Origin of the sequence: Novosphingobium fluoreni (genome assembly GCF_014196615.1) — a bacterium.
In the GTDB taxonomy this organism is placed as follows: domain Bacteria; phylum Pseudomonadota; class Alphaproteobacteria; order Sphingomonadales; family Sphingomonadaceae; genus Novosphingobium; species Novosphingobium fluoreni.
Window position 1 is genome coordinate 205,731 of record NZ_JACIDY010000006.1, and the last position, 14,073, is coordinate 219,803.

At 64.4% G+C, this 14,073-nt stretch carries 10 protein-coding genes; 7 read left to right on the forward strand and 3 right to left on the reverse strand.

Annotated features, from left to right (window positions below):
• The first annotated feature begins 216 nt into the window (after positions 1–216).
• The 3 genes from GGR39_RS13035 to GGR39_RS13045 are packed head-to-tail and all read left to right on the forward strand — an operon-like array spanning position 217 to position 6,892.
• The gene (locus GGR39_RS13035; RefSeq protein WP_183617521.1) at positions 217–2,433 is read left to right on the forward strand and encodes an autotransporter assembly complex protein TamA; all 2,217 of its coding nucleotides are present in this window, start codon (positions 217–219) and stop codon (positions 2,431–2,433) included.
• Positions 2,433–6,680: a translocation/assembly module TamB domain-containing protein gene (locus GGR39_RS13040; protein WP_183617522.1), complete on the forward strand. Its 4,248-nt coding sequence runs from the start codon at positions 2,433–2,435 to the stop codon at positions 6,678–6,680. Before GGR39_RS13035 ends, GGR39_RS13040 begins: the two co-directional genes overlap by 1 nt.
• Positions 6,680–6,892: a hypothetical protein gene (locus tag GGR39_RS13045; RefSeq protein ID WP_183617523.1), complete on the forward strand. Its 213-nt coding sequence runs from the start codon at positions 6,680–6,682 to the stop codon at positions 6,890–6,892. The genes GGR39_RS13040 and GGR39_RS13045 overlap by 1 nt, the downstream gene beginning before the upstream one ends.
• A 53-nt stretch (positions 6,893–6,945) precedes the next feature.
• Here the strand turns inward: GGR39_RS13045 and GGR39_RS13050 are convergent, their stop codons facing one another.
• The 3 genes from GGR39_RS13050 to ypfJ form a co-directional block, all read right to left on the reverse strand.
• Positions 6,946–7,155, reverse strand: a complete 210-nt coding sequence (locus GGR39_RS13050) for a hypervirulence associated TUDOR domain-containing protein (protein WP_058735516.1) — start codon at positions 7,153–7,155, stop codon at positions 6,946–6,948.
• Positions 7,156–7,304: 149 nt separating this feature from the next.
• Positions 7,305–7,952 (reverse strand): hypothetical protein, encoded by a 648-nt coding sequence (locus tag GGR39_RS13055; protein WP_193753210.1) that lies wholly within the window; start codon positions 7,950–7,952, stop codon positions 7,305–7,307.
• A gap of 13 nt (positions 7,953–7,965) precedes the next feature.
• The gene (gene ypfJ / locus GGR39_RS13060; protein ID WP_183617524.1) at positions 7,966–8,838 is read right to left on the reverse strand and encodes a KPN_02809 family neutral zinc metallopeptidase; all 873 of its coding nucleotides are present in this window, start codon (positions 8,836–8,838) and stop codon (positions 7,966–7,968) included.
• 202 nt (positions 8,839–9,040) lie between these two features.
• On the opposite strand from ypfJ, the gene GGR39_RS13065 reads away from it, so the two are divergent.
• The 4 genes from GGR39_RS13065 (at position 9,041) to GGR39_RS13080 (ending at position 14,048) form a co-directional block, all read left to right on the forward strand.
• Positions 9,041–10,567, forward strand: a complete 1,527-nt coding sequence (locus tag GGR39_RS13065) for a M28 family peptidase (RefSeq protein WP_183617525.1) — start codon at positions 9,041–9,043, stop codon at positions 10,565–10,567.
• A gap of 154 nt (positions 10,568–10,721) precedes the next feature.
• Positions 10,722–12,182, forward strand: coding sequence for an IMP dehydrogenase (gene guaB, locus GGR39_RS13070; RefSeq protein ID WP_058735514.1), 1,461 nt, complete (start codon positions 10,722–10,724; stop codon positions 12,180–12,182).
• 135 nt (positions 12,183–12,317) lie between these two features.
• A complete protein-coding gene (locus tag GGR39_RS13075) occupies positions 12,318–13,493 on the forward strand; it encodes an RsmB/NOP family class I SAM-dependent RNA methyltransferase (RefSeq protein WP_183617526.1) in 1,176 nt (391 codons plus the stop codon).
• Between the two features lie 15 nt (positions 13,494–13,508).
• A complete protein-coding gene (locus tag GGR39_RS13080; protein WP_183617527.1) occupies positions 13,509–14,048 on the forward strand; it encodes a tetratricopeptide repeat protein in 540 nt (179 codons plus the stop codon).
• Positions 14,049–14,073: the final 25 nt, after the last annotated feature.

Sequence of the window (14,073 nt, forward strand, 5' to 3'; positions counted from 1 at the left end):
TCCTCCTGCATCATGGAACTTTGGGTCTTTTCATGCTATTAAGCCGCTGGCGCTGCTGGTGGAGGCCGCGTCCATGAATGGGGGGTGACAATTCCACACGCTATGCGACAGCAAATCGTCGGGCGCGAGCAAGGTTCCCCGCGCTGGCGGAAGAACATTCGCCTTTCCGGTGTTGCACTTACCTGTTTTGCGGCAGCCTTCTCGTGCCCTGGCGCGATGGCACGGCAAGTCTCTACCACGTCCGGCGATCCGGCGCCGAGATCGAGCGCGCCGCTCGCTACCGTTCCGTCATCGGACGACGCCTTGCGCGCGGGCACGGTCCCCGTTCCGCCGCCACCTGCCGGAACCGCTCTTCCGCAAGTGGAACAGATCATCCCCGATGCCGAGTTCAACGCCGCCATACCGGCACTGGACAACACGAACGATCCCGCCCTCGATCAGCCGCTGGAATCGATCGAGAGCTTTGAACGTCGCTTGGCTGCGCAACAGAGCGGGGCGAAGCCTACGGAAGGCCAGACGCCGCCCGCCAACGATCCGGTTTTGGCCGACAAGGATCCCGTGGAAGAGATCGGCGACGCCCCGATCAGCGATGCGGAATTGACCGCGGCCCTGCCACCCCTCAATCAATTCGAAGTGACGCCAGTCCAGTTCGCGGAAAAGGACGAGACGAGCGACGAGGACGCCCGTGTCACTTACGTCGTGCGCGTTAACGGACTGGACCAGGCGGACAAGCAAACCGACGTGAGTCTGAAAAGTCAGTTCAAGGGCCTATCCGCGCTCGAAAACGGGAACGGCAAGGCGGCCAATATCGCCATGGCCTCGGCTCGCCTTCGTGAAGATAGCGAGTTGATCAAGACCATCCTGGCGTCCGAAGGCTGGTACGATCCGCAAGTCCGTTGGCGGGTGGATCGATCGGATGGACCCAGTGGGTTGCCCTTGAATGCAGTCATCGATGTGCAACCAGGTAAGCGCTACACCTTCTCGCAGATCAAGGTGGTTTCCGATCCCACGGTGCCGCCCGACCTGATCGCCAACAATCTGGCGCTGAAGGTGGGTGAGCCGATCGTGGCCGAGCGAGTGCAGGGGGCAGAGGCCCAGGTTGCTATCGCCCTTCCGGAAAACGGCTATCCCTTCGCCAAGGTTGGTGAGCGGGATATCCTGCTGGACCAGGACGTGGGGCAGGGCGATTACACGCTGCCGGTCACCGTGGGGCCGCGCGCGCGGTTCGGCGGTTTCGCTACGGAAGGGGAGCTTGCGTTCGACGTGCGGCATGTCGCCACGCTGGCACGCTTCAAGCGGGGCGAGTTGTACGACAGCCGCAAGGTTGACGATCTGCGCAAGGCGCTGGTGGCAACCGGCCTGTTCTCGACCGTCTCCGCCGAGCCGCAGCGCAGTGGAGAACCCGCGCCGGACAGCACGGAATACGTGACCATGCTCGTCAAGCAGGACGCCGGGCCGCCGCGCACCATCGCGGGAAGCGCCGGTTACGCGGCGGGCGAGGGCGCGACCATCCAGGGAACGTGGACGCATCGCAACCTCTTCCCGCCCGAAGGCGCGCTGATCGTGCATGGCATTGCCGGAACGCAGCAGCAGGGCGCAGGCGTCACTTTCCGCCGGGCCAATGCCGGCCAGCGCGACCGGACTTTCGAAACCGTGCTGGAAGGCCTGCATTCCAAATACGATGCTTACGATGCCTTCACCGGCCGCCTCGCAGCGCGCGTGAGCTACGATTCCACCCAGATCTGGCAGAAGCGCCTGACCTATGCCTACGGCGTCGAACTGCTGGGCACGGCAGAGCGGGACTACGATTTCGCCGCCGGAGAACGCCGCCGCCGGACGTTCTATATCGGCGCGCTCAACGGCCAGCTGGGGCTGGACACTTCGGATGATCTGCTTAACCCGACTAAGGGCTTTCGCCTGACCACGCTCATCCAGCCCGAAGGCTCGTTGCAGGGCAAGTTCACGCCCTACCTTCGGGCGCGGGTCGATGGCTCGGCGTACTATCCGTTTGGTGACAGTTTCGTGCTGGCCGGCCGGGTTCGTTTCGGCACGATCCAGGGCGCCTCACGATCGGACATCGCACCTTCGCGGCGGCTATACTCCGGTGGTGGCGGTTCGGTCCGCGGCTTTGGCTATCAGCGCCTAGGGCCGCTCGATCCGAACGGAGATCCCATCGGTGGGCGCAGCCTTAACGAAGGCGCTATCGAAGGACGCTATCGCTTTGGCAATTACGGCGTAGTGGCGTTCCTCGATGCCGGCCAATCCTACGAATCGACCATGCCAAAGTTCTCCGACTTGCGATATGGCGTGGGCATCGGCGGGCGTTTCTACACCAATTTCGGCCCCTTACGGGTGGACGTGGCAACGCCACTGGGCCGTCGCGCCGGTGAATCGCGGCTCAACATTTATGTCTCTATCGGGCAAGCGTTCTGATGGCTGATCAAGACGACACCGTGCCCCCGGCAGATAGCGTCACTGTTGTAGAGCGCCCTCGCCGTCGCTGGGGCTTGCGCATCGCCAAGACCATCGCGGCGGCCGTGATCGGCCTTGTCCTCCTGGCGGTGGCGATCGTGCTGGGCCTCAACACCAGCCCCGGCCGGCGCTTCGTGGCCGATCAGATCGCCGCGCTGGAATTCCAGAACGGGATGAAGATCCAGGTCGGCCGGATCGAGGGTTCGCTTTACGGCAAGATGACCTTGCGCAACCTTTCAGTGCGCGATCCGCAGGGCGAGTTTTTGTTCTCGCCAGAGATCGATGTCGACTGGCGGCCTTTTGCGTACCTGAGCAATCACGTCGATGTGCGCTCCGCGATCGCGCAACGCATGATCCTGCGCCGTACCCCCAAATTCCGCGCCACTCCGCCCGCCGATCCGAACGAACCGCTGCTGCCGGATATCGACATCGACATCGGACGCTTGGCGGTGGGCAGCTTTGTCATCGAGAAGCCGGTTACCGGCGCGCGGCGCGTCGCCACTATCGACGGGCGCACGCACATTGCGGATGGCCGCGCGCAGATTTTCGCCCGGGGCGGCACCGTGGCCGGGCAGGGCATGGCCGGGGGCGACCGTTTCCGTATCGATCTTGACGCCGTGCCCGCTCAGAACAAGCTCGATCTGAATGTCGATCTGAACGCCCCGCGTGACGGTGTGATCGCCAAGCTGGCGGGCTTCACCGAGCCGTTGGCGGTAAAGATCGGCGGCAAGGGCACGTGGGCAAACTGGAACGGCCAACTGGCCGCGAACCTCGCCGGTGGCGAACTGGCCCGCCTGGGTATCGCCGCCCGCGATGGCACTTTCACGGTGCGCGGTCCTACCCGTATCGCCCGCCTCGTTTCCGGGCCGACCGCCAACCTGCTGGGGCCGATCACCAATGTCGATCTGACCGCAGCTTTGGCCAATCGCCTCGCCAATCTCAGCGGCCGGGTGTGGAGCGATGCCTTCACCCTGACGCCCGACGGCGTCGTCGACTTGTCGGACAATTCGTTCAAGGATCTCAAGCTCGACTTCGTGCTGCTTAAGCCATCTGCGCTGGCCGAGAATCTTAGCGGTGCTGGCTTGCGTGCGGCGCTTTCGTTGAACGGTGCTTTCGCCACGCCGCGCGTGCAGTACGCCATCAACGCCAGCCGTATCGTGATGAACGACATGGGGCTGGAAGGTTTCGCGGCCGCGGGGGCGGCCACGGTCGATGCCGAGCGGATCATGATTCCCGTCAGTGCCACCGCGCGGCGTATCACCGGGCTTGACACTGTGGCGGGCGGCTCTTTGGCGAACGTGCGTCTGAACGGCGATATCGCGATCGATGGCCCGCGCATCCTATCCGACAATATGCGCCTGCGCTCTGACCGGATCGACGCCAAGCTGATCCTGCTCGCGGACATGAGCAAGGGCCTCTACACCGGTGCGATCGATGGCCGGATCGACGACTATCGCATCGAAAGCGTTGGCATCTTCGACATCACGACCGACGTCGATTTGAAGGCTAAGGCCGATGGCTACGCGCTGGAAGGGACCGTTCGCGCCCGCTCGACCCGGCTGTTGAACGATAGTTTGAAGTCATACCTGGGCGGTAACTTCGTGGCGTCTTCCCGCGTCAGCTACGGGTCGGATGGTCTGGCGCGGTTCTCCAACCTGCGGATGGAGGCGCCGGACCTGCGTGTCGTGGGCGGCAGCGGCGCGTACTCGACGCAAACGGGCCGGCTGGTCCTGAACGCCAATGGCACCTCCCGCCGGTATGGTCGCGTAGGCGTGCGAGTGGACGGTACGCTGGCTGATCCGAACGCCCATATCACGGCCGAGAAGCCAGGCTTTGGTATGGGGCTCGCCAATGTCGACGCGCGGATTGATGGTGTGCGAGGCGGCTATAATCTCAATCTCACCAGCGACACAGACTACGGTCCGCTGCGCGCCGACGTGACCTTGGAAATGGGACGGGCGCTGGCGATCCAGGTCAACAGCGCAAACCTATCGGGCGTCGATTTCGCAGGCCGGATCGTGCAGACGCCGAGCGGGCCATTCAGCGGCCAATTGACAGCGAATGGCAATGGCCTTGGCGGTTTGATCCGGCTGGGGGCACAAGGGAAGTATCAGGAAGTCGTCTTCAACCTTCGCGCGAAGGACTCGGTATTTCAGGGGCCGGCGAATCTTGCGATCGGTTCTGCGATCATCGATGGTCGCGCGGTACTGTATGATCAGCCGCTGGTGATCGCCGACGCACAGCTGGCCGGTACGCAGTTCGGCAGCCTGAACATCGCCGCCGCTCGCGTGCTCCTCGATTACCAGAACGGGCGCGGCAAGGCCAAGGCGCTGCTCGAAGGGACCAGCGGCGTCCCCTTCCGCATCAGCGCCAACGCCGAAATGCAGCCGGAACTGTGGCGCGCCGCCCTGGCGGGCCGCGTTCGCGGGCTGGATCTGCGGACGACCACGCCTGCGCGGATCATCCCGCGGAATGGCTCATACGAATTGCTGCCCACCAATATCGCGTTCGGCGGGGGCAACGTGAAGCTGGCAGGCACGTACGGCGATGGCATGAAGCTGCAGAGCCGTCTGGAAAACATCGACATGTCGCTGGTCAACGCCTTCTCGCCCGGGCTGGGCGTGGGTGGCCGGGTCAGCGGTAGTCTAGATTTCCAGCAAGCCAACAGCGCTGCCTTCCCCCGCGCCGATGCGCGATTGTACCTGGACGATTTCACACGCACCACCGCCGCGTCGCAAAGCGCGCCGCTGGACATCAACTTCGTTGGTAAGCTGCTGCAGGATGGCGGCGAGGCGCGGGCCGTGATGCGGCAGCGTGGCACCGTCGTCGGCCGATTGGTCGCTTCGCTGCGTCCGCTCGGACCCGTGGCAGGCACGTGGACGGAGCGGCTGCTGGCCGCTCCGCTAAGCGGCGGCATCCGCTACAACGGGCCGGCCGACACGCTGTTCTCGTTCGCGGGGCTCACCGATCAGCGGTTGTCCGGACCGATGGGTCTGGCGGCAGACTTCTCATGCCGGGTCCAGGCCCCGTGCCTCAACGGGCTGGTGCGCGGGCAGGGTCTGACGTACGAAAACCTGACCTACGGCACGAAGCTGACGCAGATCAACATGGCCGGCACCTTCGCGGACAGTGAGCTGCGACTGGAAAGCCTGACGGCGCGGGCTGGAGGCGGCACTGTCGCCGCATCGGGTACGCTCAGTCTCGCGGCTGAGCGGGGTTATCCGATGGACCTCAAGATCGATCTGACCCAGGCGCGCCTGGCGAGGAGCGAGGGCTTGTCCGCCACGGCGACGGGACAGTTGCGCCTCACCAAGACGGGGGCTGACGCGCCGCTGCTGGCGGGCGAAATCCGTCTGCCGGAAACCCGATACAAGATCGTCCGCGAAGGCGCGGCGCAAGTGGCGCGGCTGACCGGCGTGCGCTTCAAGCCACCTCGGGGGCCACAGCGCATCACCGGTAACGAGCCGGCGCAGCCGTCGGGCAATGCCTTCTCCTCCGTGCGGCTCGACCTGAGACTGATCGCCCCCGAGAAGCTCTACGTTTCCGGCATGGGACTGGAGTCCGAATGGCGTGCCGACTTCACGGTGAAGGGCACTAGCTCAGCGCCGACGCTGGCGGGCGAGGTGGAGTTGATCCGCGGAACCCTGGGCTTTGCGGGTCGCTCGTTCGAGCTGTCGGACGGCCTCGTTTCCTTCACCGGCGGCAACACTATCGATCCCACGGTGCGCATCGTCGCTACAGAGGATGTCGACGATGTAACGGTGAACGTGAACGTCGGCGGGCGTGCCATGAATCCGCAGATCACGTTCAGTTCCACCCCGTCGCTGCCGCAGGATGAGATCATGTCGCGCATCCTGTTTGGAAGCTCCGTGGCGAACCTCTCGGCGATCCAGGCGGTGCAGTTGGCGTCCTCGCTCAACTCTCTGCGTGGATCGGGCGGCGGGCTGAACCCGCTGGGCAAGCTGCGTTCGGCTGCCGGAATCGATCGCCTGCGCATTCTCGGACCCGACCAAACGACCGGTCGCGGAACCGCGCTGGCGGCGGGCCAGTATCTGACGGACGATATCTACGTGGAGCTGATTACTGACGCGCGTGGCTTCACCGCCACGCAGTTAGAGGTCAGCCTCAACAAGTGGCTGTCAGTGCTGAGCCAGGCGGGTGGTTCGGGCGTGAACAGCCTGAACGTCCGGATCAAAAAGAACTACTGATGCCCCGGCGATCACGGCGCACGCCCTTGGTCTCGATGATGCTGCTGGCTGCGTTATCAGCATGCAAGCGCGAGCCGACGTTCGACGAACGCTATGCCGGGGCGCAGAAGGCGATCCGGGAAAAGGCGGGAGAGTTGGACAAGGACATCGGCCAGCGAGAAAGGGAATCGCGTGAACTGGAAAGGGCGGCGCCGCAGCCACCGCCCTCCTGAAATTAGTGCAATTTCTTCAATAGCTGGTTTGGCGATGCTGCCCAGCGTGCTTGTTACTTTTTCTTGAGTTCTTCAGGCTTGTGAGCGGCCTTTGCGCCGGTCTTGTCGCTCTTCACAAGATACTGCGGGTCATCCTTGGTGGCGGCAACCTTATGCTTTTTGATATGGGTTTCGCTGGTCAGCTTCTTTTCCACCGTTCCCTGGGTTTTGCCCTGGCTGGTGCCCCATTCCACCTTATCGCCTTTCTTGAGCGTCTTGGTCATCGCCATCTCCTTCGCGAATAGCCGACGCCTCAAGAGCGAGACGCCGCCGCACCAGCATGTGCAAACCGTCTGGTGTTACGGAAGAAAGTGCGCTGGACTATCGGCTGTTCCGCCCCCGCACCAAGGGGCAGGGTTGGCATGTGGAAAAATTAGCGGGTTGGCTGAACGACCGGGGTCGACGTGAAGACAGGTGCTGCGGAGCCGCGTTTTGGCGTTTCAGTTGCGACAGCGGGATCGACCGGGATGCGCTGATCTACGGGATCTGGTGCGGTCGTTTCGGCGGCTTGACGGGCCAGCACGGTTTCCGTGGCAGGGGAGCCAGGATAAGGGCAGTTGCGCGTTGCCCCCACACCTTTGAGGAAGCCGCGTCGCGTCATTCCCGCCTGGATCGCGGCTCGAACGGAGCGCTCCTGCTTGTTAGCCCCGGAAATTTCGCGGATGATCGAACGGAACGGGATGAATGTGCCGACCGCCCATTGCGCGATCCGCCCCTCGCTGAGCCGAGAGCGCTGCTCTTGCGGCAAGTCGATATCGGGGCCGAGCATCGCATCCAACTCGCTCACCGCGGCGACGATCTCGCGGCAGGACTGAAGGTTCTGCAGCGAGTAGGGGCGCTTTTGGGCTTCTGCCAACAAGGCGGGTATCTCCGTCTTGCTGATGTTCAAGTCCGTCATCGGCGTCTTGGCGACATCGACGGCGTCGGGTTCGCGATCCGTTATCCGGCGGGGCTTTTCAGCAGCATTGGCAGATGACGCCAGCAGGATCATCGGCATCAGCGCGCATAGGGGCCGGTGCATCGTCATTCCTCGACTATTGCTTCAGGTCGGCGAAGGTATCGCAAGCTTCATCATTGCCGGTGTCGAGGCCGCGCTTCAACCATTGCATGCGCTGGGCACTGGAACCATGAGTGAAGCTTTCGGGGGAGACGGACCGGCCAGCATTGCGCTGGAGGGTATCATCGCCGATCGCGCTGGCGGCGGTCAGGCCTTCTTCCATGTCGCCCGGTTCGATCAGGTCGCGATGCTGGCCGGCCCAGACGCCGGCGTAACAATCCGCCTGAAGCTCCATGCGCACTTGCAGGGCGTTGGCTTGCGTACCTCCGGCTTGCTGCTGCGCGCTGCGTACTTGATCGGCAAGGCCAGTTAGCTTCTGGACGTGATGGCCATACTCATGCGCGATCACGTAATAGCGCGCAAAATCGCCCTTGGCGCCAAGTTCCTGCGCCATCTGATCGTAGAAGCTGGTGTCGATGTAGATGCCTTGGTCGGCCGGACAATAGAACGGCCCCATGGCGCTTTGCGCGGCGCCGCAGCCTGATCGGGTGCCGCCCTTGTAGAACTGCAGCGTGGGCTGGTCGAACGGGATATTGGCCTTGCGGAACAGGGGCTCCCACGTCCGGTTGAGCGAATCCAGGGCGTTGCACGCCTCCACCGCGTAATCGCTGCGGTTGCAGATGGTGCGGGCGTCGCCTCCGGCAGGTTGGCTGGCGGAGGGCGCGGTCTGCTGAACGCCTTCGATCGCGCCGATCATCTGGCCAGGATCAACCCCGAACACAACCGCACCGATCAAGGCGATCACCAACGTTCCGCAGCCCACCGCGCCGCCGCCGCCGCCGGGGAAGCCACCACCGCCACCGCCTTCTGAAACGCGGATGTTGTCGGGGTTGAAGGGGTTCAGTCTCACGTAGTCAATATCCCCAGCCTTGGTGCCACCTCATGCCACCATGCCGGTCAAAGCCGTTTCGCCGGGGAATGTTCCTTGCGCTGTGCCCCGATGGAAACAGTTGGACGCATATCGCGTTTGCCAAGCAGCTTTACTTTCAACTCGACTTGATTTCTCCCGGTTTGGTCTCACAAAACGGCGGTATCGATCCTACAGGGGCGCAATGATCAGGGGCATCGTCAGTTCTGCCGTCCGCACGGCGCTGCACAGCGCTGCGCTGATGTGTGCGGCGACGCTGCCCATCTTGGCGACGGCCGCGCCAATGGTGTCACGGGCAGATCGCGAACTTGAGCAGCGGCTGCTGGCGCATATCAAGGTGTTGGCGAGCGACGACTTCGAAGGGCGCAAGCCGGGCACGGAGGGTGAGGCCAAGACCTTGCGCTATCTGGGCAAGGAGTGGTTCGATATCGGGCTTGTCTCTGGCACCAATGATCCCAGTCACGAATGGTTTGCGCCGGTCACCCTGATCGCGCGCGAACCATCGGGTTATACGGCCCAGTTTACCGGAAACGGGCGGCGGCTCGGTTTGGCGCGGGATCAGATCGTGGTCCTGACCTCGGGCACTCGCAGCCTGCTTCGCGAGGCACCGCTGCTGTTTATCGGGAAGGGTTCTGGCGCAGAGCTTTCTCGCAACGAATTGGCGGGCCGGGTGGCGGTGCTGCTGGATGGCGATGCGCCGTCCGAAGGGCCTGATGTCAGCTTACGACAGAACCAGTTGCTGGCGCAGGGGGCCTCTGCCGTGCTGACCGTCCTGGACGGCAAGCGGACTTTGGCGCAAGTCCGCGCGCATCGCCAGCGTACGGGATATGCGCTGGAGCAGGATACGACCGGCGGCGATCTGGAAGCCTTCATCACCAGCGAGGCGATGGCCAACCTGATGCGCGGTGCGGGTGGCTCTCTCAAGGGGCTGACGCAAGCTGCGGCGGAGCCGGGCTTCGCACCCGTGCCGCTGGACCTTAGCGTGACGCTGGAGGCCACGACGCGTGAGACCACGATCCGCACGCACAACCTGATCGGCAAGCTGCCTGGCCGTCATTCCGAAGCCGGGGCGGTGTTGCTGCTCTCACACTGGGATCATTTCGGCATCTGTGGCGCGCCTCCTGCCACCGACCTGATCTGCAATGGAGCGGTCGATAACGCGAGCGGTGTGGCTGCCCTGACCGAGATCGCCCGCCGTCTCTCACGCGGGCCGCAGATGGAGCGCGATGTCTATTTCATGGCGACCACGGCGGAGGAAGTGGGCCTGATCGGCGCGCATGCCTTTACCGAGAACCCGCCGCTACCGCCCGAGCAGATCGTCGCGGCATTCAATATCGATAGCGTGGCCATCGCTCCCAAGGGCACGCCGTTCGCCATCGTCGGGCGGGGAATGACCAACCTGGATTCGCAGATCGAGCAAGTCGCCAAGGCCGAGCGGCTGCGCATCGTGCCGGGCGACGAAGCGAACGAGTTCGTCAAGCGGCAGGATGGCTGGGCGCTGTTGCAGCATGATATCCCTGCGGTGATGGTGACCACGGCTTACGGCAAGGTCGATTTGATGCGGGCCTTCTTCGAGGGACGGTATCATCATCCCGACGACGATCTTTCTAGACCCATCGAACTGGGCGGCGCGGCGGACGATGTCCGGATGCTGACGGCGCTCACCCGTCATTTCGCTGACCCGCGCAAGGTGCCGCGAAAGATAAAGTGATGTCGTAGGACGTATCGCCATTCAGAAGATGGCGTGCCGAAGCGTTCGGAACCGCCATTTGCGGCCGTCAGGCCTGAATGTCGATACGCCCTAGCGGTTCGGGCGCGGCTTGATTACATGGGCCGCCACGAATCCGCACCGGAGAATGGCGCACATGGAAATCTCGCTCGGGCTGACTTTTGACGACGTGCTGCTGCGCCCGGCGAAGTCCGATATCGTCCCCACGCAGGCGGACACCCGCACGCGGCTGACGCGTGAGATCGGGTTGAATATCCCGGTCATCTCCTCCGCGATGGATACCGTCACCGAGGGAGACATGGCGATCGTCATGGCGCAGATGGGCGGCATCGGCGTGCTTCATCGCAACCTGACCATCGAAGAACAATGCGCCGCCGTGCGCCAGGTCAAGCGCTTTGAGAGCGGCATGGTGGTCAACCCGATCACGATCGGTCCGAACGCCACGCTGGGCGACGCGCAAGCGCTGATGAGCCAGCATCGGATCAGCGGCATCCCCGTGGTGGAACAGCCGGGCGGCAAGCTGGTGGGCATCCTGACCAACCGCGACGTACGTTTCGCCGCCAACCCGCTGCAGCCGGTTTCCGAGCTGATGACGCGGGATAATCTCGCCACGGTCGGCTTGGGCGTCACCCAGGAGGAAGCGCGCCGCCAGTTGCACCAGCGCCGGATCGAAAAGCTGCTGGTGGTGGACGAAGCCTTTCGCTGCATTGGCCTCATCACCGTCAAGGACATCGAAAAGGCCGTGATGTATCCGGAAGCCACCAAGGACGCGGCGGGCCGCCTGCGCGTGGCGGCGGCGACTACGGTTGGCGACAAGGGCTTTGAGCGTACCGAAGCGCTGCTCGCGGCCGAGTGTGACGTGATCGTGATCGACACGGCGCACGGCCACAATGCCGACGTTGCCCGTGCGGTGGAGCGAGTGAAGAAACTGTCGAACTCGGCACAAGTGATCGCGGGCAACATCGCGACGGGTGAAGCCGCGCGGGCGCTCATCGATGCCGGGGCGGATGCGCTGAAGGTCGGTATCGGGCCCGGCTCGATCTGCACCACGCGCGTTGTTGCCGGAGTGGGCGTGCCGCAGTTGACGGCCGTGATGGAAGCGGCGGAAGAGGCGGAAAAGTCCGGTGTGCCGGTGATCGCCGATGGCGGCCTGCGCACTTCGGGAGATGCGGCAAAAGCGTTGGCAGGCGGCGCGTCGACGATCATGATCGGCTCGATGCTTGCCGGTACCGAAGAAGCGCCGGGTGAGACGTTCCTGTATCAGGGCCGCGCCTACAAGTCGTATCGCGGCATGGGATCGGTCGGCGCGATGGGCCGCGGATCGGCGGATCGCTACTTCCAAGGTGACATCAAGGACCAGATGAAGCTGGTGCCTGAGGGGATCGAGGGGCAGGTGCCATACAAGGGCCCGGCACGCGATGTGATCCACCAGCTGGTCGGCGGCATCAAGGCGGCGATGGGCTATACCGGCTCGGCGACGATCGACGATCTGCGCCACAATTCCAAGTTCATCCGCATCACCGGCGCAGGTCTTCGCGAGAGCCATGTCCACGATGTTACCATCACGCGTGAGGCACCCAACTATCCAACGCGGTAACAATCCGCATCTGCGAAGCGACGAGCGCTGGAATCTCCCCTCCCGCCTGCGGGAGGGGCCAGGGGAGGGCTTGGTGGCGAACGGACGCGTAAAGCCAGCGTCGCCGCGGTCTCCTGGCCATGTGGAAGGCCGACTATGACCCCCGCCGCCCGAGTCCAGGCCGCGATCGAGATCCTCGATCTAGTCATCGCCGCCGCCCGCAACAACGGGGCGCCGGCGGATCGGCTCATCACTGACTGGTTCAAGTCCCGCCGGTTTGCCGGCAGCAAGGACCGTCGCGCGGTTCGCGAACTGGTCTATCGTGCGATCCGGGCTTGCGGGGAAGTGCCGGACAATGGCCGCGCCGCCATGCTCCTGCTGGCACAGGGCGACGAGGCCCTGGCAACATTGTTCGACGGTACGCGCCACGCCCCGGCTCCGATCCTGCCGGACGAGCCGATCGCGACGGGGGGGATCGCCCCCGCCTGGTTGATCGAGGCTCTGGCCGCCAGCGGTATCGCCGATACCGAAGCCGCCGCATTGCTGGATCGCGCCCCGCTGGATGTCAGACTGAATACGCTTCGGGCCGGGCGCGCCGCGATGCCGGATGGTGGCGAGCAGACGCTCTCCGCAGTCTCGTGGCGCTATCCTCACGGCACGGCCATCGAACAGTCCGATGCCTGGCGCGAGGGCATGATCGAAGTCCAGGACCTGGGCTCTCAGCTGGCCTGCCAAGCGGTCGAGGCGCGGCCCGGCGAAAGCGTGATCGATCTTTGCGCAGGTGGCGGTGGCAAGACGCTGGCGATCGCGGCGTCGATGAGCGGTGAGGGCCGCCTGCTGGCAACCGACACCGATCGCAACCGGCTCTCCCGCCTGGCACCGCGCGCTGAACGCGCCGGGGCGGGCATGATCGAAACGCGCCTGCTCGATCCCAATCGGGAGGAGCAGGCCTTGAGCGACTGGCACGGGCAGGCCGATGCGGTGCTGGTGGATGCGCCCTGTTCTGGGACGGGGACCTGGCGGCGAAATCCCGAAGCGCGCTGGCGGCTGACGCCCGCGCAGCTGGAGCGGTATCGCACCGTCCAGGCGCGACTGCTCGATGTGGCGGCCACACTGGTTCGGCCCGGCGGGAGACTCGTCTTCGTTACCTGCTCGCTGCTCGATGTGGAAGGCGCGCGCCAGGCGCAGGCCTTTCTCGATCGCGCGGACGGCCGCTGGCGCGCAGACCTTCCGCAGCTGCCGGCTGGCACGCCGCGTGGCCCGGGGCTACGACTTACGCCGCATCGTGATCAGACCGATGGCTTTTTCATCGCACGCTTCCGGGCGGTGTGATAGCGGTGCGACAAGATGACCAGGACATCGCTCTCGGCCAAGGACATGTTGATGCGCTACACTCCCGTCGCCCTGGCTCTTTCGCTTGCCGCCGCGATCAGCTCCAGCGTGCTGCACTCATCGCCCGCTGACGCGCTGACTACGCGAGCAGCGGAACTGGTGGCCGAAGGGCGGACCGAGCTAGGCGCCGGTCGTCTCGAAGGGGCTGTGTCCGCGTTCGAAGCGGCGCTGGCGGTGCAACCTGGCAATCCGCAAATCCTCGTCGATTTGGCCACCGCCACCCGCCGCATGGGCATGCAGGGCAAGGCCATCCACTATTATCGCGAGGCGCTGGAAGCCGATCCGCGCAACTTGTCCGCCATCGCGGGGGAGGGCGCGGCCATGGCCGAGAAGGGCGCGACCGAGAAGGCCAACCGCAATCTGGCCCGATTGAAGACGCTGTGCGGTGGTGACTGCGAGGAAGTGCGGCAGCTTTCGGCAGCAATCGCGCGCGGCCCGATGCCCCGCATGGTCAGCGCCGCGCCGGCAAGCCCGAAGTCCATAACGGAGAACTAACGGTCCGAAAACCGGACCGCCTAGA

Coding starts and splice junctions, on each gene's coding strand:
- GGR39_RS13035 (WP_183617521.1), top strand. CDS start 217: ATGGCACGGCAAGTCTCTACCACGTCCGGCGATCCGGCGCCGAGATCG.
- GGR39_RS13080 (WP_183617527.1), top strand. CDS start 13,509: ATGACCAGGACATCGCTCTCGGCCAAGGACATGTTGATGCGCTACACT.
- GGR39_RS13040 (WP_183617522.1), top strand. CDS start 2,433: ATGGCTGATCAAGACGACACCGTGCCCCCGGCAGATAGCGTCACTGTT.
- GGR39_RS13075 (WP_183617526.1), top strand. CDS start 12,318: ATGACCCCCGCCGCCCGAGTCCAGGCCGCGATCGAGATCCTCGATCTA.
- GGR39_RS13045 (WP_183617523.1), top strand. CDS start 6,680: ATGCCCCGGCGATCACGGCGCACGCCCTTGGTCTCGATGATGCTGCTG.
- GGR39_RS13055 (WP_193753210.1), bottom strand. CDS start 7,952: ATGCACCGGCCCCTATGCGCGCTGATGCCGATGATCCTGCTGGCGTCA.
- GGR39_RS13065 (WP_183617525.1), top strand. CDS start 9,041: ATGATCAGGGGCATCGTCAGTTCTGCCGTCCGCACGGCGCTGCACAGC.
- GGR39_RS13050 (WP_058735516.1), bottom strand. CDS start 7,155: ATGACCAAGACGCTCAAGAAAGGCGATAAGGTGGAATGGGGCACCAGC.
- guaB (WP_058735514.1), top strand. CDS start 10,722: ATGGAAATCTCGCTCGGGCTGACTTTTGACGACGTGCTGCTGCGCCCG.